16 protein-coding genes and 1 CRISPR repeat array are annotated in these 19,682 nt (G+C 71.6%); of the genes, 10 read left to right on the forward strand and 6 right to left on the reverse strand.

What is annotated here, in order from left to right:
* The first annotated feature begins 227 nt into the window (after positions 1–227).
* The 7 genes from cas3 to cas2 all read left to right on the forward strand — a co-directional run bounded on the left by cas3 (position 228) and on the right by cas2 (position 8,596).
* On the forward strand, positions 228–2,492 hold the full coding sequence (cas3, locus tag OSB71_RS08850) for a CRISPR-associated helicase Cas3' (RefSeq protein WP_265946168.1): 2,265 nt from the start codon (positions 228–230) through the stop codon (positions 2,490–2,492).
* A 545-nt stretch (positions 2,493–3,037) separates the two neighbouring features.
* Positions 3,038–3,808 (forward strand): type I-C CRISPR-associated protein Cas5c, encoded by a 771-nt coding sequence (gene cas5c / locus OSB71_RS08855; RefSeq protein ID WP_265946170.1) that lies wholly within the window; start codon positions 3,038–3,040, stop codon positions 3,806–3,808.
* Between the two features lie 3 nt (positions 3,809–3,811).
* Positions 3,812–5,617 (forward strand): type I-C CRISPR-associated protein Cas8c/Csd1, encoded by a 1,806-nt coding sequence (cas8c, locus tag OSB71_RS08860; RefSeq protein ID WP_265946172.1) that lies wholly within the window; start codon positions 3,812–3,814, stop codon positions 5,615–5,617.
* Positions 5,618–5,680: 63 nt separating this feature from the next.
* On the forward strand, positions 5,681–6,613 hold the full coding sequence (cas7c, locus tag OSB71_RS08865; protein ID WP_265946174.1) for a type I-C CRISPR-associated protein Cas7/Csd2: 933 nt from the start codon (positions 5,681–5,683) through the stop codon (positions 6,611–6,613).
* A gap of 44 nt (positions 6,614–6,657) precedes the next feature.
* The gene (gene cas4 / locus OSB71_RS08870) at positions 6,658–7,275 is read left to right on the forward strand and encodes a CRISPR-associated protein Cas4 (RefSeq protein ID WP_265946176.1); all 618 of its coding nucleotides are present in this window, start codon (positions 6,658–6,660) and stop codon (positions 7,273–7,275) included.
* Positions 7,272–8,306 carry a type I-C CRISPR-associated endonuclease Cas1c gene (gene cas1c / locus OSB71_RS08875; RefSeq protein WP_265946179.1) on the forward strand — a complete coding sequence of 345 codons (1,035 nt, stop codon included), beginning with the start codon at positions 7,272–7,274 and terminating at the stop codon, positions 8,304–8,306. Before cas4 ends, cas1c begins: the two co-directional genes overlap by 4 nt.
* Complete coding sequence (gene cas2, locus OSB71_RS08880) at positions 8,306–8,596, forward strand: CRISPR-associated endonuclease Cas2 (RefSeq protein ID WP_265946181.1); 291 nt, start codon at positions 8,306–8,308, stop codon at positions 8,594–8,596. The genes cas1c and cas2 overlap by 1 nt, the downstream gene beginning before the upstream one ends.
* 139 nt (positions 8,597–8,735) lie before the next feature.
* Positions 8,736–9,138: direct repeats of the CRISPR family, unit length 37 nt; unit sequence GTGGCAACCGCCCTCCGGGGCGGTCGAGGATCGCAAC.
* Between the two features lie 593 nt (positions 9,139–9,731).
* Here cas2 and OSB71_RS08890 read toward each other — a convergent pair.
* From OSB71_RS08890 to OSB71_RS08910, 5 genes are all read right to left on the reverse strand, one after another.
* Positions 9,732–10,316 (reverse strand): phosphatase PAP2 family protein, encoded by a 585-nt coding sequence (locus OSB71_RS08890; RefSeq protein WP_265946183.1) that lies wholly within the window; start codon positions 10,314–10,316, stop codon positions 9,732–9,734.
* Between the two features lie 153 nt (positions 10,317–10,469).
* Positions 10,470–11,186 (reverse strand): HNH endonuclease family protein, encoded by a 717-nt coding sequence (locus tag OSB71_RS08895; protein WP_416237222.1) that lies wholly within the window; start codon positions 11,184–11,186, stop codon positions 10,470–10,472.
* A gap of 596 nt (positions 11,187–11,782) precedes the next feature.
* Positions 11,783–12,145: a tetratricopeptide repeat protein gene (locus OSB71_RS08900; RefSeq protein WP_265946184.1), complete on the reverse strand. Its 363-nt coding sequence runs from the start codon at positions 12,143–12,145 to the stop codon at positions 11,783–11,785.
* Between the two features lie 60 nt (positions 12,146–12,205).
* Entirely contained in the window at positions 12,206–12,799 is a 594-nt protein-coding gene (gene coaE / locus OSB71_RS08905) for a dephospho-CoA kinase (RefSeq protein ID WP_265946186.1), read from the reverse strand.
* A gap of 21 nt (positions 12,800–12,820) precedes the next feature.
* On the reverse strand, positions 12,821–13,759 hold the full coding sequence (locus OSB71_RS08910) for a PAC2 family protein (protein ID WP_416237228.1): 939 nt from the start codon (positions 13,757–13,759) through the stop codon (positions 12,821–12,823).
* Positions 13,760–13,999: 240 nt separating this feature from the next.
* Between OSB71_RS08910 and OSB71_RS08915 the strand changes: the two genes are divergently transcribed.
* Both OSB71_RS08915 and OSB71_RS08920 read left to right on the forward strand, forming a co-directional pair.
* A complete protein-coding gene (locus OSB71_RS08915; protein WP_265946190.1) occupies positions 14,000–14,983 on the forward strand; it encodes an NAD(P)/FAD-dependent oxidoreductase in 984 nt (327 codons plus the stop codon).
* Positions 14,984–15,509: 526 nt separating this feature from the next.
* Positions 15,510–16,577, forward strand: a complete 1,068-nt coding sequence (locus OSB71_RS08920) for a methyltransferase (protein WP_265946192.1) — start codon at positions 15,510–15,512, stop codon at positions 16,575–16,577.
* A gap of 295 nt (positions 16,578–16,872) precedes the next feature.
* Here the strand turns inward: OSB71_RS08920 and rpsA are convergent, their stop codons facing one another.
* Positions 16,873–18,387, reverse strand: a complete 1,515-nt coding sequence (rpsA, locus tag OSB71_RS08925) for a 30S ribosomal protein S1 (RefSeq protein ID WP_265946194.1) — start codon at positions 18,385–18,387, stop codon at positions 16,873–16,875.
* A 397-nt stretch (positions 18,388–18,784) separates the two neighbouring features.
* Between rpsA and OSB71_RS08930 the strand changes: the two genes are divergently transcribed.
* Complete coding sequence (locus OSB71_RS08930) at positions 18,785–19,588, forward strand: class I SAM-dependent methyltransferase (protein WP_265946197.1); 804 nt, start codon at positions 18,785–18,787, stop codon at positions 19,586–19,588.
* Positions 19,589–19,682: the final 94 nt, after the last annotated feature.

Raw genomic sequence — 19,682 nt, forward strand, 5'->3', positions numbered from 1 at the left:
TTCAGACATTCTACTTCGGTGCGACTCGCGTGTTCCGTGTGTACTTGTGGTACCGAACCCGCTTCGCAAGCGGTGAGTCGTGGCCAGTGTGACAGAGACCCGGACCCGCTCCAATCCTGTCGCCGGAGACCCACTACACCACGGATGCCTCCCCTGTCTCCGTTTTCAGTGAGGGCGGGGTTGTTGTCAGTGCAGTGGCCTACGGTATGCGCGTCCATCGGAAGTGAGTGGCACTCGGGTGCGAGGGGGCACTGTTGTACGCACACAGTGCGAACGCCAGTGGGGTTCGGCACGGTCTGGCTGAGCATCTACGGGGCTCTGCCGTCTTGGCGCGACGGTTCGGTGCCGTGTTCGGCGCGGGTGACATCGCCGCGTACCTGGCGCTCGTGCACGATGTCGGCAAAGGAACGTGCATGTGGCAGAACGGGCTTGTGCGGGCGGAGCGGAGCGGTGCCCGCGTCGGCGTTCCCCACAAGGGCGCTGGGGCGAAGTTGGCGGCGGAGCACATCGGGTCTGCCTTCGCCACGCTGGTACACGGCCACCACGGCGGTTTACCCGATCGGCACCGCATCCGGGAGGAACTTCTGACCCTGTCCGGTGACGGGCCCGACGCCCAAGCCGCGGAGGAGGCCGTCACGGCTGTGCGAGCGATGGTGCCCGAGGTCGTCCCGCCGCAGCGCTTACCCCTGCCCGGCTGGCTCGGGGAAGGCCGGCGCGACCAAATGGCCCTGGAGCTGGACATGTTGTCGCGGATGCTGTTCAGCACATTGGTCGACGCCGACTTCCTCGACACCGCGGCGCATTTCGCAGGCGCCTCCCCGCAGGTCGCTCCCGACGCCGATATGCGTCGGCTGAGCGAACGGTTCGAAGGCCGACGGCAGGCGTTCTTGGCCCGTCGTGAACGCTCCGAACTCGACGCTGTGCGCGAGGATGTCTACCAGCAGGCGTTGGCAGCCGCGGCCAGAGCTCCCGGGCTCTACCGATTGCATGTCCCGACCGGTGGGGGCAAGACTCTCGCTTCGGCCGGGTTCGCACTGCGGCACGCCGCCGAGCACGGGAAGCGGCGTGTCGTGGTCGCTGTTCCGTTCATCAGCATCACCGAGCAGAACGCCCAGGTCTACCGGAGGATGATGGACCCGGCGGGCGGGGAGTCCGGTGGACCCGTCGTACTGGAGCACCACAGCTCGGTGGAGCTGGACGACACCGGAGCCGGACGCTGGGCGCGGCTGGCCGCGGAGAATTGGGACGCACCGTTCGTGGTGACGACGACAGTGCAACTTTTCCACTCGCTCTTCGCCCACCGTCCCTCGGCGATGCGGAAGCTGCACCGGCTGGCCGGTTCGGTGATCGTGCTCGACGAGGTCCAGGCACTCCCGGACCGGCTGCTGGCACCGATTCTCAGCTCCCTGCGGAGCCTGGTGGACCGGTTCGGGGCGACCGTGGTCCTGGCTTCCGCCACGCAGCCGGAGTTCTGGTCCCACCCTGAGCTGGAGGGCATGTCGCGACTGGAGATGGTGGACGACGTCGAGCGCCTCTTCCAGCGGCTCAAACGAGTCGACTACGCGTGGCGGCTTGAAGCAGACCTGAGCTGGGAGGTGCTGGCCTCCGAGATCACGGCGGAGCCGGAGCGCCAGGTACTGGCCGTGGTCAACACGACCGCCGATGCCGCACGTCTGCACCGGGCGGTTGAGGAGGCGGTGCCCGACCGCGATGCCCCTCGCGTGCTGCACCTCTCGACCCGGATGACGGCAGGGCATCGACGCGAGGTCATCGCCACGATCCGACAGCTCCTGGACTCCGGGCAGGCCACGCTGGTGGTCTCCACCTCGCTGATCGAGGCCGGGGTCGACCTCGATTTCCCGTGCGTCTACCGGGCGGTGACCTCGGCGGAGTCGCTACAGCAGGCGGCCGGCCGCTGCAACCGGGAAGGCAGGTTGAAGGCCGGACGGGTGGTCGTCTTCAACCCGGCCGAGGGCGGTGAACCCCGTGACAAGGCCTACCGCGCCGCAAGGGAAGCCACCAGTCTGTACTTCGGTCCGGATCTGAACCGCCCCGACGACCTCGGCGCGTTGTCCGCGTATTACCTGGAGCGCTACTCGGCGCAGGGTTCGGACGGACGAGCCTTCGGCAAGGCCATCCAGGACGCACGCCGCGATCTCGACTTCCCGCAGGTCGCCGCCGACTTTCAGATGATCGAACAGGATCACACCAGCCCGGTGGTGGTGATCCGCCCCGAGGTGAGCGAGGAGGACCGGGAGCAGGCGAGGAAGGACATCGGCCGACTGCGCGGCGACTTCCCCACCGGCCCTGACGTACTGCGACGCCTCCAGCCGCATACCGCTGCACTACCTCGGCCGGAGGTGCACGCAGCGGTGAACGCGGGGCTTGCCGAACCGATCACCGGCGATCTCGTGGAATGGCTCGGCAACTACGACGAAGACCGCGGTCTGGACCGCGACGAGCCCGAGGACCGGACCCAGTTCACCCTGTAGTGAGTGTGAGATACACGGAGGCTGCTCCCTGATATGGCAGCATCGATTTGCCTCTCCGGGGCTAGCGGCCCCCTCTACGGGCCGAGAATCGCAACCCTATTAGCGACGCGGGCAGTGTTAGCCACGGGCCCGGATATCGACGGGTCGGCCGGGTGCCTGCCGCGCGTTGGAGCGCGCGGCAGGCACCCGGGTCAACGAGATCCGAACGCCAGCAGAACCTGGCAGGGAGGCCACAGGACCAGCACCACCACGAGCAGAATAAATGTTCGGCAGTCGAATACCTGTACTCGTCTTTCCATCAGGGTCTCCGTTCTCTATAAGTGACGCGACTGGTGGAGCCAAGTGCCCGGCATAGCCGGACTCGTCGCCTGTTGACGTTACCGATTCTTTAAGATGATCCGCCTCGGATGACGCACCGACACGAGGAGCCACAGGGCCGCACGAGGGATCAGTCCCGCCGTCGAGGCGGAGGCGGGGCCTCCCCGTGTTCATGCACGTGTTCTCGCTACTTCCTATCGAAAGCGTTGACTTCCTCAGGAGCGAACATGGTTGGTACGACCGCCGGTACGCGGCGGATGACCCGAGGCAACGACGGGTGGATGTTCCCCGACCTGGTCGTCGAGACCTGGGGAGAAATGGCGTGCTTCACCCGGCCGGAGCTGAAGTCCGAACGGGTGAGCTATCAGGTGATGACGCCCTCGGCCGCGAACGGGCTGTTGCAGGCGATTTTCTGGAAGCCGCAGTTTCAGTACGTCATCACGAAGATCGAGGTGCTGCGCCCTGTGCGGTGGCATCTGCTGCGCAGGAACGAGGTGCGGTCCGTCACCTCCACCGCCGAGGTGGAGGCGCTGAAGAAGAGCCGGACCCACCGCTATGACGTCGAGGCGGACCGGGATCAGCGCAGCACCATGGCGCTGTCGGATGTCCGCTACCGCATCCACGCACAGGTGGTCGTGTCGGCGGAGGCCAGGGTCGGGGGCAGAGGTTTTCCACCAGCGTCTGAGGAGAAGTACCGCGATCAGTTGCGCCGCCGAGTGGAGCGGGGGGCGTGCTTCTCGCAGCCGTTCTTCGGGTGCCGCGAATTCACCGCTCATTTCGGACCGCTGGATGCGGCCGAGAAGGTGCAAGAGACGTTCACCGAGGAGCTGGGCGTCATGCTGCACTCGATCGAGTACACGCCGGGAGGCGATGAGCAGTACCGGTGGTTTCGTGCCCGGGTCGAGAACGGGGTGCTGCACGTGCCGCGCGAGCCGCTGCCGAGGGAGGCCGTGGCCATGCCGCAGGGCCCGTGGCGCGCCGACGGCCCGGAGGCCTGAGCGATGCTGTTGCAGAGGCTGAACGAGTTCGCCGCCAGAGCAGCCGAGGAGCTGCCGGCCGAGTACTACCGCTCAAAGACCGTCCACTGGGTGCTGCGCATCGCCGAGGACGGCAGAAGCGCCGAGTTGCAGGGTGATGGGCCGCTGCCCGCCAAGCAGCGGGACCAGGCGGTGGTCGAGCAGGTTCCCCACGTCCAGCGGTCCGGGACGAAGGTGCCCCCGTACCTGCTGGTCGATACGGCCGAGTTCGTGCTCGGGGTGCCCAGGTCCGGGGAAGGGTCGGCTGGTGAGAAGTTGGCCGTCGAGGCGGAGCGTCGGCATCGCGCCTGGCGTGCACTCGCACTGGCCTGGGCGGGCAGTGCTCCGGAGGACGGCACCGCGTCAGCGCTGCGCGTCTACCTGACCGATCCCGTGGTGCGGCCCGCCGCCGTTGGCCCGCGTGTCGAGGCCAAGGATCTGGTGGCGGTACGGGTGGGGCGTCGCTGGCTCCACACGCTTCCCTCCGTGCAGCGGTACTGGGCTGAGGAGGTACGGCGCCGCAAGGGGGGCCGTACCGAGCGGTCGGGGTTGTGCCTGGTCTGCGGAAAGCGCGCCTCCCTGCTGGCGACGATTCCCGAACCGGTCAAGAAGGGGGCCGTCCCCACGGCCGGTGGCAGCAACGAAGGGCAACTGATCTCCATCAACGCCGCCGCGCAGGGTCGGCGGGGCATCACGCAACTGGCGAACACCCCGATCTGCCACTCCTGCGGGGGCCGCGCCATGGCGGCGCTCAACCACCTGCTCGCTTCGGACCGCCACAGCCGGCGCTTCCGGGAGAACGGCGTTCTGGTCTGGTGGACCCGCGTGGGTTCGGCGGACGACGATCTCCGCGCCGTGGTCCAGGACGAGTTGGACGAGACGCTCGTCGGCCGGATGGTCGACAGCCTCAACGACCGCCCGACCCCGCTGGCGACACGAGGCGTCGATACGGACGTGTTCTACGGCCTGACGCTCGGGCTGAACAACGCGCGGGTCGTCGTGCGCGACTGGATCGACGTGCCCGTACGAGAGGTCACAACGCACCTGGGGCGCTGGTTCGCACAGCACGGGGTCTTCGACGGCTGGGAGGGCCGGGTCCGGTGGGTGCCGGTCTGGCTGATGGCCCTGTCCTGCGGCCGCTGGAACGGTGACCGCTACGCCAAGGACAGCGCGCCGCGTGACCTGGAACACGCCCTGCTCCGCTCCGCGCTCGGCGGATCTCCGGTCCCGGCCCGCGTCCTGCCGACTCTCCTTCAACGCATCCAGGCCGACCAGCGCATCGACACACCCCGTGTCGCGCTGCTGCGCCTCGTCCTCAACCGCAACCATCACGAGAGGAACGCCGTGGACCCGGCAATGCCCGAACGGCTCGACGAAACGAGTGACGACCCCGCGTACACGGCGGGCCGCATGTTCTTCGTCCTCGAAGAGACGCAGCGCCTCGCCCTGCACAACCTCAACACGTCGCTGCGGGACAAGCACTTCCGCACCGCGATGATCGCACCCCGCACGACGATGACACAGCTTGCGGCCAACTCCGTCGCCCACTTCAGACGGTTGTCACGTGACAATCCGGCCGCCGGTACCGCACTGCTCAACCGGCTCTCCGAGCTGCAAGCGCGGCTGACGAACACGCTGCCCCAGCACCTCACCCCGGAAGGGCAGGCCCGGTTCGTCCTCGGCTACTTCCACCAACGCCACTCCTCCGGCCAGGCCGCGCGAAAGCAGCGCGAGACCGGCAAGGCGAGCCCACCGGACGATGAGGCCACGGTGACAGCGGCCCAGGCCTGACCGTACCGCTCGGCCCGCCCCCTCATTCCACCGGCAGCCGTACCCCAGAAGGAACACACCGCCATGACCACCGACACCACCAGCCTCGACGCCGTCCACCTCGACCCCACCCGCAAGCACGACTTCGTCTTCCTCATCGAAGCCGTCGACTCCAACCCGAACGGCGATCCCGACAACGGAGGCATTCCGCGCACCGACCCGATCACCGGCCAGGGTCTGATCACCGATGTCGCCGTGAAGCGGAAGTTGCGCGACACCGTCGCCATGCTCAACGAATTCGAGGAGACCCCGGGTAACGACATCTACGTCGAGGCCGGTGTCGCACTGAACGCGCAGCACGAACGCGCCTACGCCGAGGGTGCCGCCGACGGCCCTCGGTCCGCCCAGGCGTGGATGTGCCGGAACTTCTTCGACGTCCGCATGTTCGGTGCCGTCATGACCACCGGCAAGAAGGGCAAGTGGGCCGGCCGCGTCCAGGGTCCGGTACAGATCGGATTCGCCCGCTCCATCGACCCCGTCACCCCCTTCGACATCGGCATCACCCGCGTCACCCCCACCCGTCAGGAAGACGTCGACGCCTGGAACAAGCCCGACCCCGACGACAAGAAGAACAAGGGCAAGGAGACCGAGATGGGCTCCAAGCACGTCGTCCCCTACGGTCTCTACAAGGGCGTCGGCCACTTCAGCGCCCCCCTGGCCAAGAAGACCGGGGTCAGTGCGCAGGACCTCGCCACGCTCTGGCGCGCCTTCACCCTGATGTTCGAGCACGACCGGGCCGCCGCCCGCGCCGGCCTCGCGCTCCGCGGTCTGTACGTCTTCACCCACGACGACGCCTTCGGCCGCGCCCCCTCCCACCAACTCGCCGACAGCGTCAAGATCGCCGCTCGCGGCGACGCCACCGCCCGCGCCTTCGACGACTACCAGCTCAACGTCCCCGCCGAGCCACCCGCCGGAGTCACGCTCACCACGCTCCTGCCCCAGACCCAGCCGGCGTGACCACCGCCTCCGAGGCTCAGGCCGGAAACGGGCCCTTACCGCAGGTGCCCCTTTCCGCCCTGGAGCACTACGCCTACTGCCCCCGCCAGAGCGGACTCATCCTCCTGGAAGACGCTTTCGAGGACGACGCTGCCACCGTCCGCGGAACGCTCCTCCACCAGCGCGTGGACACACCCGGGAACCGCGGACGGGGTACCGTCCGCACCCTCCACCGCCTCCCCGTCTACCACGACGATCTCGGACTCTACGGCTACTGCGACACCGTAGAACTCCACGCCGACGGCCGGGTCCTCCCAGTGGAGCACAAATCGGGGCGCTACCTCCCCGGGAGGCCCGCCGACGTCCAGACCGCAGGGCAAGCCCTGTGCCTGGAGTCCATGTTCGGCACCCGCATCAGCCGAGCGGCCGTCTACTCGGCCGCCGACCGCCGTCGCCACACCGTGACCATCGACCAATTCCTCCGAGACCAGGTCCGCGACCTCACCACCGAGATCCGCACCATGCTCACCACCAGCGCCCTGCCCCGTCCGGCAGCAGACAACCGCTGCCGCCGCTGCTCGATGGCCACCTCCTGCATGCCCCGCGTCCTCAGCGGCACCGAACGCTTCCGGCGCGCCCTGCGCGACCTGTACCGCACCGACCCACCACCGGACCAGAGATGACGACCGAACTCCTCAACACCCTCTACGTCCAGACCCAGGGCATCGAACTCCGTCTCGAAGAGGACTCCCTTCGCATCCGCCTCCCCGATCAGCCCGCACGCCGCGTCCTGCCCCTGCGCCGCATCGACGCTATCGTCGTCTACGGACACGTCACCCTGACCACCGAACTCATCGCCCGCTGCGCCCAGGACCGCCGACCCGTCACCTGGATGACCCGCGCCGGCCGGTTCCTCGGCCGCCTCGACGGCGCGGTGCAGGGCAACGTCCTCCTCCGGCACGCCCAGCACCGAGCACACGACGACAAGGACACCCGGGTCGCGATCGCCAGGAACGCCGTAGCCGCCAAGATTCGCAACAGCCGTTGGGTGCTTCTCCGCGCCGCCCGCGACGCCGCCCCGGCACAACAGGCCGCGATGCGCACAGCGGCGAGCGAACTCGCCGACGCCTTGGCCAAGACCCCCGAGGCGCCCGACACCGACACCCTCATGGGATACGAAGGCAATGCCGCACGCCTCCACTTCGAAACGCTCCGCCACGCACTCCGGCCGGCCGACGGCATCCCGCCGTTCGTGCGCCGCGAACGTAGACCCCCGACAGACCCGGTGAACTCCGCCCTGTCTTTCGCCTACGGACTGCTGCGTGGCCTCGTACACGGCGCCGCCGAACAGGTGGGACTCGACCCGTACGTCGGCTACCTTCACGGAATCCGGCCCGGCAAGCCGGCCCTCGTCCTCGACCTCATGGAAGAGTTCCGCGCCCCCTTGGCCGACCGGCTCGTGCTCACCCTCTTCAACCGACGCCAACTCCGCGCCGAACACTTCGACCACCTGCCCGGCGGCGCCGTCACTCTCACCGACGACGGCCGCACCGCTCTGGTCCAGGCATGGCAGGAGGCCAGACAGCAGACCTGGGCGCACACCCTCTCCGGCCGGGGGGTGCCCGCCGGGCTGCTCCCCGTGATGCAAGCACGCCTCCTCGCCCGCCACCTCCGCGGCGACCTCCCCGCCTACCTCCCCTGGACCGCCACCTGATGGACCTCCTCCTCACCTACGATGTCGACACCACCACCCTCGGGGGCGCCCGCCGACTGCGACGCGTCGCGAAACTCTGCGAAGGCTACGGCTTGCGCGTCCAGAAATCGGTCTTCGAAATCGTCACCGACGAGGCCGACCTCCTCCGCCTCCTAGCGAGTATCGACGCCACGATCGACCACGACCGAGACAGCATCCGCGTCTACCGCCTCCCCCACCACGGTCTCACCGCCGTTCAAACCCGAGGCACCGCCCAGCTACAGTCACACCGAGACGACCTCATCGTCTGAACCAGCACACGCTTCGGAACCCCAAGTGCACACACGAAACCCGCATCGCACCGAAGCAGAATGCCCGAAACGCCCTGAATGAACTTGAAGATCGGTGTCACGCTGGCATTCCCAGAGGCGAAACAGCAGCTCAAACACCGTGGCAACCGCCCTCCGGGGCGGTCGAGGATCGCAACGCGGACTACCTGGCGATGACCAGCAAGACCGTCGCGTGGCAACCGCCCTCCGGGGCGGTCGAGGATCGCAACACTTCGCCGATCCGCACCACCATCACCCAGTCGCTGGTGGCAACCGCCCTCCGGGGCGGTCGAGGATCGCAACCCGGCCGGGGCGTCGTCGTGCTCCTGGTCGTGCTCGTGTGGCAACCGCCCTCCGGGGCGGTCGAGGATCGCAACCCCGCCAGCTCGTGAGCGTGCTCGCGGAGAAGATCGTGGCGACCGCCCTCCGGGGCGGTCGAGGATCGCAACCTCAACTATCCGCCGGACTTCGCCGACCACCTCCGCCGGTGGCGACCGCCCTCCGGGGCGGTCGAGGATCGCAACTCGTAAGGCCGCACCGCCGGGCGAGAGATGATGCGCGTGGCGACCGCCCTCCAGGGCGACTGAGGTCGCAACCTCTCCTCGAACTTCTGGATCAGACCGTCCTCCGAGGTGGCGGCCGCCCCCACCGAGAAGCCGCTTCTTCCAGCCAGTTTTCCCACTCCGGCTGGCCAGCCTGTAACTCTTGTCGCCTGTCGTATGGTGGCGGTCAGTGCTGGAAAGTCCTGGTCAACCGGTGCGGCCACGGGGCTTCAACCGGACGGTCGGCAGCTCCGGGGCGGGGAATAGGGGTTCCGGACAGCCGCGGACGGGGCCGAACCGGTCGGTGGCCGCCGTCCAACTTTCCGGCCACCAGCCAGGTGACGGTTTGCAGACCGGTGTGCGGGTGCGGTGCGATGCGCATGCCGGGCGGTCGGCGATGTCCTCTGGACCGAAGTGGTCGACGAAGCACCACGCGCCGACCATGCGCCGCCCACGCTGCGGCAGCAGCCGCCGCACGGTGGTGTAGCGGCCCAGCGGCACGTCGTGTCCGGGCAGCAGCACGCTCTCCGGCTCGGTGGTCGCGCGCGGGTCGCCTTCGTCTGCCGTGCACTCGCTCAGGGAGCGGCGATACGGGCTCCGGCCCGGACGAGGGGGCGGACGGCGGCCCGGGGTGTCCGGGCGAGCAGGGCGGGGGCGGCGAGCCCGATGAGCGCGCCGCAGGCCACGTCGCTGGGGTAGTGGGCGCCGCAGTGCACGCGCTGCACGCCGATCAGCGCGGCCGGGACGCAGGCGAGGGCCCCGGCGGCCGGCCACACCAGTGCGACGCCGCCGGAGAACGCGGCGGCAGCCGCCACGTGCCCGGAGGGGAAGGACGAGGAGCCGGGCCGGGCGGGCGGTTCGGCACGGCCCACCAGCTCGTTCGGCGGGCGCCGGCGGGCGTAGAGCTGCTTGAACACGGCGTTGGCCAGCAGTTGGGCCGCGCCCATGCTCAGCAGCCCGGCCGCCGCGGCGCGCCGCCCGCGCGCACCGCCGCCCGCGGCCAGGACGAGCGCGCCGCCCCACCACAGCTTGGTCCGGGACGCGGCGGCTTCCAGGCCGTCCAGCACGCGGACGAGGCCGGGGGCGTCGAGGGAGCTGACGCGGCGGGTCAGGGCACGGTCCAGACGGCGGACGCGACGCAGTGGGGGCGAGGGACGCATGGCTGACACCTGCCACGTCCCCCGTCCGCTAAACCGGAACTCATGGTTCCGGTCAGCCGGGCACCCGCGCCGCACCGACGCCCCGGCGCCCCGACGCCTCCGCGGCACCGGCGCCCCGACAGGCCGAGGCCGCCCGTCCGACCGCGGTGGCGGCTACTCGGGCGCGGTGAACTCCGGGGGTGCCGCGGTGGGGGCGCCGCCGGTGGGCAGCGGCTCGTCCGGGCAGGCGTTCAGGACACGGGTGAGCGCGTCGTGCTCCGCCCGGGTCACCCACAGGCCGTACTTGTGCTTGACGCCCACCTGCGCGGCGGCGTAGGCGCACCGGTAGGGCTCGTGCGGGGGGAGCCAGGTGGCGGCGTCGGCGTCGCCCTTGGCGCGGTTGGCCCCGGCGTCGACGGCCAGCAGGTTGAGCGGGTCGTTGGCGAAGGCGATGCGCTTGGCGGGGTCCCAGGCGTGGGCGCCCTTCTGCCAGGCGTCGGAGAGGGCGACGAGGTGGTCTATGTCCACCTCGCTGCGGCCCCCGCGGGCGAAGGCGATGGACTCACCGGTGAACGGGTCCGGGTCCAGCGTCCCGGAGGTGACGGCGCAGCCGTTTGCGTCGACGGCGATCCCGGTGAGATCGCGGCTGAGTATGTCGTCACGGGTGCCGCAGCCGTTGCCGTCGGTGTCGGCCCACGGCGAGCCGAACTTGCGCCGGTCGTAGTCGGTTTCGGCGGCGCGCTCCCCGACCGTCAGGTCGGCGAGGGCGCGCAGGGCGGAGTCGGCGGGGGGTTCGTCCCCCGCCTCCGGCACGTTCTCCACCGTGCAGGCGGTGGCTACGAACAGGGCGGCGAGGACGGCGGGCGCGGCGGCGCGGGTACGACGGGTCACGCCCGATCACCCTAGCGGCCCCACGTCCCCCGGCCCAGCGCCAGGGCACCCCACGCGACCGCCGGGCCGGCGCGCGCGGCACCCGTGCGCTTCTCGCCGCACGCCGTGCCGCGCCCCCGCCGAGGAGAGGACCGGCAAGGGCGAGGGGCGCGCGGTCGGCCCGCTCGTGCCGCACCGGGCCGTCGCCCAGCGCGGCGTCGACCTGCGGCGCGTCCCCGCCCCGCGCCGTGCGGCTCGGCCCGGCGCTGCGCGGCTCGGCCCCGCGCGGCGCTGTGCGGCCCCGGCTCGGCGCTGTGCTGTGCGGCGGGGCGCTGTGCAGCCCAGCGCGGCCCGGCACCGCACTGCGCGTCAGGACCCGGCCCGGCGCTGCGCGGCACTGCGCTATGCGCCACCACCCGGCGCGGCGCTGTCCGGCGCGTCTGCCCGGCGCCGTGCCACACGCCCTGCGCGGAAGCCGCCGGTGCGAGCCCGCACGTCACGGCGCTGACCGGCGCGGCCCAGTACACCCTGACACCGCACTGCGCACCACGACCCGGCGCGGCGCTGACCAAAGCGGCCGTGAGGCGTTCGCCGGGTACGCGGCGGGCCGGGACGGGTCAGGAGTCGTCGAAGCGGGCCGCGTCGAGGTAGTCGGGGCGCGGGTCGAGCGCGGCGGCGAGGCGGAAGTGGCGGCGGGCCTCGCCGGAGCGGCTGGCGCGCTCCAGCGTGCGGGCCAGCGCGAAGTGGGCGAAGGCGTTGTCCGGCTCGCGCTCCAGGACGAGCTGGAACTCCAGCTCGGCCGAGCGGAGCTGGGCCGAGTGGAAGAACGCCCGGGCGCGCAGCAGCCGCGCGGCCGTGTTCTCTGGGTGGGCCGTGATGAGCGGGTCGAGGAGCTTGACCGCGCCCAGCGGGTCCCTGGCCTCCAGCAGCTTCTCGGCCGCGCGGAAGTCGATCACGTGCGTCTCGGGCGTGCGGGACATGAGGTGCCTCCTTCGGCCCTGACAACAGCCGGGTGCTCCCGAGCATTCCCGCCCGCGGGCCTACGCACGCCCGCGCAGGCTCTCCCACAGCGCGCGAACCTGCGGCTCCAGGGCCTCCAGCGGGCCGTCGTTGTCGATCACGTGGTCGGCGACGGCGCGCCGCTCGGCCCGGGTGGCCTGCGCGGCCATGCGCGCGCGGGCCTCGTCCTCCGGCATGCCGCGCAGCTCCGTCAGCCGCCTGAGCCGCGTCTCCTGGGAGGCGTCCACGACCACGACGACGTCGTAGAGCGGGGCCAGCCCGTTCTCCGTCAGCAGCGGCACGTCGTGCACCACCACGGCGTCCCCGCCCGCCGCCCGCTGGAGCTCGGCGCTGCGGGCGCCGACCAGCGGGTGCACGATCGCGTTGAGCGCGGCGCGGCGCTCGTCGTCGGCGAAGACGATCCGGCCCAGCGCCGGGCGGTCCAGGGCACCGTCCGGTCCGAGGACGCCCTCGCCGAACTCGGCGACGACCGCCGCGTGCCCCTCGGTGCCGGGCTCCACGACCTCGCGGGCGATGCGGTCGGCGTCGACGACCACAGCGCCGTAGGACGCGAGGAGGCGGGCGACCTCGCTCTTGCCCGCCCCAATGCCACCAGTCAGTCCCACACTCAGCATGCGGCCACCCTACTGGCCGGTTCAGCCCTCGCCGTCGCCGCCTTCGCGTTCGCGGTCGGCCAGGAAGCGCTCGAAGACGGCGCCCAGTTCGTCGGCGGACGGCAGCTCGGCGGGCTCGGCGACGAGGTTGCCGCGCGTCGCGGAACCGGCGATCGCGTCGTACTGCTGCTCCAGGCCGCGCACCACGGCGGCCAGCTCGCCGTCGCCGTCCGCGAGCTGCCGCTCGATCTCCGTCTGCGCCTTGTGCGCCTGCCCGCGCAGGGTGTGCGCCAGGGCCGGCAGCACCAGGCCGGTGGCCGAGGTGATCGTCTCGACGACGACGAGCGCGGCGTCCGGGTACGGGGAGCGGGCGATGTAGTGGGGGACGTGCGCGGCCAGGCCCAGCACGTCGTGACCGGCGGCGATCAGGCGGTACTCCAGCAGCGCGGAGGCGCTCCCGGGGACCTGCGCCTCGTCGAACAGGGCGGGACGGCCCGGGACCAGGTCGCTGCGGTTCCCGTGCGGGGTGAGGCCGACGGGACGGGTGTGCGGCACGCCCATGGGGATGCCGTGGAAGGCGACGGACAGCCGGACCCCGAGCCGTTCGACGATCTCGCGCACCGCGGCGGTGAACAGCTCCCACTGGACGTCCGGCTCGGGGCCGCTGAGCAGGAGGAAGGGGGTGCCCGTCGCGTCGTGCAGCAGCCGCACCTCAAGGGCGGGCGCGTCGTAGGACGCCCACTGGTCGCGGCGGAAGGTCATCATCGGGCGCCGGGCGCGGTAGTCGATCAGGCGGTCGGCGTCGAACCGGGCGACCGTCTGGTGCGGGCGGCTCTCCAGCAGGCGGCCCACGATCTGCTCGCCGGTGGCCCCGGCGTCGATGAAGCCCTCGAAGTGGTACAGCATGACCAGACCGCTCCCCACGCCGCGGTCGATGATCTCGTCCACGGCACGCAGCCCGCCCGGCTCCCACTCGTACAGGTCACGCGGCTTCGACACGGTATTCCTCGCCCCCTCGGGTGCACTTTCCGCACCGTGCAACGTGCGACGCGGCGTGCGCATTCCCGCGCCGCCGCGCGCCTTTCCCACCCCGCCGGCGGGGCCGCCGCTCCCCCGGCCGGGTGGCGGTGCCCGTCCGCCTCCGCCGCGACGTTTCGAAAACGGCAACAAAAATTGCTCGTCCCGGGTGTTGACCGCACGCTTGCGCCGGAGGTGATCGCCATGAGCGGCACGCACAACGACACACTTACCCGATCCACCTACGACGTCATCGTGATAGGCGGCGGGGCGGGCGGTCTCAACACAGCACTCACCCTGGCCCGGTCCCGGCGCTCCGTCGCCGTCGTCGACGCCGGTGAGCCCCGCAACGCCCCGTCAGCGCACCTGAACGGCTTCCTGTCCCGCGACGGGGCGAACCCGCAGACGGTGCTGGAGACCGGGCGCGCGGAGATCGCGCGCTACGGGGCCGACCTCGTCACGGCCCAGGTCGACCAGGTGGACCGCGCCGAGCCCGGCTTCGTCGTCCGGCTGGCGGGCGGCGCCGCCCTGACCGCCCGGCACGTCGTCGTGGCCAGCGGGCTGCGCGACACGCTGCCCGACATCCCCGGGCTGCGCGAGCGGTGGGGCAAGGACGTGCTCTTCTGCCCCTACTGCCACGGCTTCGAGGTGCGCGACCAGCCCTTCGCGGTGCTGGGCACCCACCCCAACTCCGTGAACCAGGCGGTACTGCTGCGGCAGTGGTCGGACGACCTGGTCTACTTCCCGCACACCGGGGAGCTGACCGACGACGAGCGCGAGCTCCTGGCCGCACGGGGCGTGCGGGTCGCCGAGGGCGCGATCTCCGCCGTGCTGACCCGGGACGACCAGGTGCACGCCGTGGAGCTCGCCGACGGCCGGACCGTCGCGCGCAGCGCCGTCTTCCTCTTCCCCCACATGACGCCCAACGACTCCTTCCTCGACGGCCTGGGCTGCGAGAAGGACGAGCGCGGCTGGCTGGTCACCGACCGCGCCGGGAAGACCAGCGTGCCCGGCCTGTGGGCGGTGGGCAACGTCGTCGACCCGCGGGTCCAGGTCGTCACGGCGGCCGGCATGGGCGCCCTGACGGCGTTCGTCCTCAACCACGACCTCGTGGACGAGGAGCTGGCCCAGGACCTGGCCCGCCACCGCGCGGCCGCCCGGCCCGACTCCCTCACCCCCGCCCCGTGAGCCCCTCGGCCGGGCCCGCACGGACCCGGCCGGGGCCACACCGCTCGGGCACCCGCCCACGCCGCTCCCCCGACGGCGCGGTGTAACGCCCGGGCGGGGTGCCCGCGGGACGACCGGCGGCGGCCGGTCGCCCCGCGGGCACCCGTACCCACCCCGCACGCGCGGTGCCGTCGACTCCGTGCCGTTCGTCGACCGGCCGCGCCACCGGCGGGCCACCGGGGCGGCCCAGCCGCCGCCACGGCCCGCGCCGGACCGGGAGGCCGGGTCCCACGGAAACCACCGTGGGACCCGGCCTTCCTGACGGGGCCCCGGCTTCCGGGGCGCCGGGGCCCCGTCGCCCCGAGGACGGCGCGCCGCACGACGGCGCGCCGATCGCACCACCGCTTCGAGGGGCCCGCACCGCGGGGCCCCGCCTGTCACACAGCGTCGGGCGCGCCGGTGCGCGAGCGGGCCCGCTCCGACGCCCAGGGCGGCCGGCCGTCGGACGTGGCCGACCGCCATCGCACCGACACCGAGAGGAACGGACATGGCGGAAGGCAACGCCGACCGGCACGCCGCCCGGCGCGCTCTGATGCGGCGGGTGTTCGGCTCCAGGATCACCCAGGTGGTGGGGCTGGCGGCCAGGCTGGACCTGGCGGACGCGATCGGGGACGGCGAGCGGGACGCCGCGGACCTCGGCCGGGACCGCGGCATCGCCCCGGAGCAGATGACCCGGCTCCTGCGGACGCTGGCGAGCCTCGGCCTGTGCGTGGAGCGCGCGCCCGGGAGCTTCGCCCTCACCGACGCCGGGGCCCTGCTGCGCAGCGACCACCCGGAGTCCCTGCGTGACTTCACCCTGTTCCACACCGCGCCCCAGACGCTCCAGCCCTGGGACCTGCTGGAGCACACCCTGCGCACCGGGCGCACCGCCTTCGACGAGCAGTTCGGCATGCCGCTGTACGCCTACCTGGCGGACGACCCGGAGTTCACCGAGGTGTTCAACGCCGCGATGAGCCAGGAGAGCCGCGAGACCGCCGCCGCCGTCACCGCGCACTACGACTTCGGCCGGTACCGCTCGGTGACGGACGTCGGCGGCGGCGACGGCACGCTGATCACCGCGATCCTGCGGGAGCACCCCGGGCTGCGGGGCGTGGTCTTCGAGACCCCCGAGGGCGCCGCGCAGGCGTCGAAGACGCTCGCGGCGGCCGGCCTCCAGGACCGGTGCACGGTGGCCACCGGCGACTTCTTCGAGGCCGTCCCCGAGGGCTCCGACCTGTACGTGATCAAAAGCGTGATCCACAACTGGGACGACGAGCGGGCCGCCGCCATCCTGGCCAGTTGCCGCCGGGCCATGTCGGAGAACAGCCGCGTGCTGATCGTCGACGTGGTGCTGCCGGACGTGGTGCCGCCGACGACTCCGGGACAGTCGGAGGAACGGGCCGTGGGGCTCGACCCCTACGTCAAGGACCTCCAGATGGCGGTGCTCGTCGGTGGCCGGGAGCGCACCCGGTCCGACGTCGACCGGCTGTGCGCGCGGGCCGGCCTGAAGGTCACCGGCGTCGTACCGCTGCCGGCGAGCGTCGGGTTCAGCCTGGTCGAAGCCGCGGCGGCCTGACGGCGCCCCGGTCCCGGGCGCGCGCCGCGACCGGGACCGGGGCACGCGCCCGGAGCGGGCGTGGCGGCCGGGCGGCGTCCGGCCCGCGTCCTGGTCGCGGCGCGCCCGCGTCCTGGCCTCGGCCGGCCGCGCCTGGCCGGGGCCCCACGCCTGGCCGGGGCGCGCCCGCGCACTGGCGGCGTCCCGGCCGCCCGCCAGGGCACGCGGTGCGGACACGCCGAAGGCCCGCTCCCCCGAGGGGAGCGGGCCTTCGGTCGTTCAGCTCTCCGCCGGGCTCAGCGCCCGGCGCGCCGACTCAGCTCTGGCCGCCGGCCAGCTTCTCGCGCAGTGCCGCGAGGGCCTCGTCGGAGGCCAGCGCACCGCTGTCCTCGCCGGAGTCCGACGAGTACGACGAACCGCCGCCACCGCCGCCCTGGCTGCCGCCGCCCTGCGGCGCGCCGCCGCCGGCACCCTCGGCCTCGGCCTGGGCGTCCGCCTCGCGGGACTTGACGACCTGGGCCTGGTGCTGCTCGAAGCGGGTCTGCGCCAGTGCGTACTGGTTCTCCCACTCCTCGCGCTGCTTCTCGTACCCCTCGAGCCAGTCGTTGGTCTCCGGGTCGAAGCCCTCGGGGTAGATGTAGTTGCCCTGGTCGTCGTAGGACGCGGCCATGCCGTAGAGCGTCGGGTCGAACTCGACGGCCATCGGGTCGCCGCCGAAGGACTCGTTGGCCTGCTTCAGCGAGAGGCTGATGCGGCGGCGCTCCAGGTCGATGTCGATGACCTTGACGAAGATCTCGTCGTTGACCTGGACGACCTGCTCCGGGATCTCCACGTGGCGCTCGGCCAGCTCGGAGATGTGGACCAGACCCTCGATGCCCTCGTCGACGCGGACGAACGCACCGAACGGCACCAGCTTGGTGACCTTGCCGGGCACGACCTGGCCGATCTGGTGCGTGCGGGCGAACTGCTGCCACGGGTCTTCCTGCGTCGCCTTGAGCGACAGGGAGACGCGCTCGCGGTCCATGTCGACGTCCAGGACCTCGACCGTGACCTCCTGGCCGACCTCGACGACCTCGGAGGGGTGGTCGATGTGCTTCCAGGACAGCTCGGAGACGTGCACCAGGCCGTCGACACCGCCGAGGTCCACGAAGGCGCCGAAGTTGACGATCGAGGAGACGACGCCGGAGCGCACCTGGCCCTTCTGCAGGGTGGTGAGGAAGGTCTGGCGGACCTCGCTCTGCGTCTGCTCCAGCCAGGCACGGCGGGACAGGACCACGTTGTTGCGGTTCTTGTCCAGCTCGATGATCTTGGCTTCGAGCTCCTTGCCGACGTACGGCTGCAGGTCGCGGACGCGGCGCATCTCGACCAGGGACGCCGGCAGGAAGCCGCGCAGGCCGATGTCGAGGATGAGACCACCCTTGACGACCTCGATGACGGTACCGGTGACGATGCCGTCCTCGTCCTTGATCTTCTCGATGGTGCCCCAGGCCCGCTCGTACTGGGCGCGCTTCTTCGACAGGATCAGGCGGCCTTCCTTGTCCTCCTTCTGGAGAACAAGCGCCTCGATCTCGTCACCGACGGCGACGACCTCGTTGGGGTCGACATCGTGCTTGATCGACAGCTCACGGGAAGGGATGACGCCCTCGGTCTTGTAACCGATGTCGAGCAGGACCTCGTCCCGGTCGACCTTCACGATGACGCCGTCGACGATGTCGCCGTCGTTGAAGTACTTGATCGTCTCGTCGATCGCGGCGAGGAAGGCTTCCTCGGAACCGATGTCATTGACCGCAACCTGCGGGGTGGTCACGGTGGTCTCGGTGCTGCTCGTCATGTGGTAAAGGGCTCCGGTACGGACACAGAAGTCGTAGGTACTGCTACGCCGTGAGCCCTTATCGCTACCGCCGAAGCCGGACAGCCTTCAGAGATGCTCACCCGGGAGACCCGGGAGGGGGCACCTCGCCAACCGAGGGGACATACAACAGAAGCGAGCGCGACCTGCTCCGTCCGAGGCGCGCAGGCCCGCAGCGCAACTTGTAGCATACGGGCGCGGGCGAGCATGGTCAATGCGCGTTTGCGACAGGTGGGACGCAAGGGGCGAAAGACCGCCAACCGGGCGCACCGCCACCGACTCACGCACACGACACAGCGTGCTCCCCGCACACCGCACGTACAAGGTGACCACAGCCTATCGTTACGCCTCGACGCGACGGCGAAGGGGTGCGGGTGCGGTGACCGACGACGAGGGCTACGCGGTCCGGCGGGACGCCGGGGACGCGGAGAGCAGCCGGGCCAACCGGCGCTGGTGGGACCGCAACGCCGACGCCTACCAGCGCGAACACGGCACCTTCCTGGGCGACGACCGGTTCGTGTGGGGCCCGGAGGGGCTGGACGAGGCCGACGCCCGCCTGCTGGGCGACCCCGCGACGCTCCCCGGCGCCCGCGTGCTGGAGATCGGCGCCGGCGCGGCGCAGTGCTCGCGCTGGCTGGCCGCACAGGGCGCCCGGCCCGTCGCGCTGGACATCGCCCACCGGCAGCTCCAGCACGCGCTGCGCATCGGCGCCGAGGGCCTCGCCGTGGTCCAGGCCGACGCCGGCGCGCTCCCCTTCGCCGACGCCTCCTTCGACCTCGCCTGCTCCGCCTACGGAGCGGTGCCGTTCGTGGCCGACCCCGTCCGGGTCTTCCGCGAGGTGCGGCGCGTGCTGCGGCCCGGCGGGCGCTGGGTGTTCTCGGTGACGCACCCGGTGCGCTGGGCGCTGCCGGACGAGCCCGGGCCGCAGGGGCTGACCGTCTCGGCGTCCTACTTCGACCGCACGCCCTACGTCGAGCAGGACGACGCCGGGCGGACGCTGTACGTCGAGCACCACCGCACCGTGGGCGACCGGGTGCGGGAGGTGGTCGCGGCCGGGCTGCGGCTGGTGGACCTGGTCGAGCCGGAGTGGCCCGCGTGGAACACCCGGGAGTGGGGCGGCTGGTCCCCGCTGCGCGGCGCGCTGATCCCGGGCACGGCGATCTTCGTCTGCGTGCGGGACTGAGCCGGGTCCGCGCCGCTGTGCGCGGGACCGGGCGGCCTTCGCCCGCGCGCGGCGGGGCCGGGCCGCCGTCGTCCGCCTGCGGGGCGCGGGCCAC

This window comes from Streptomyces marinisediminis (genome assembly GCF_026262575.1).
Lineage (GTDB): Bacteria > Actinomycetota > Actinomycetes > Streptomycetales > Streptomycetaceae > Streptomyces > Streptomyces marinisediminis.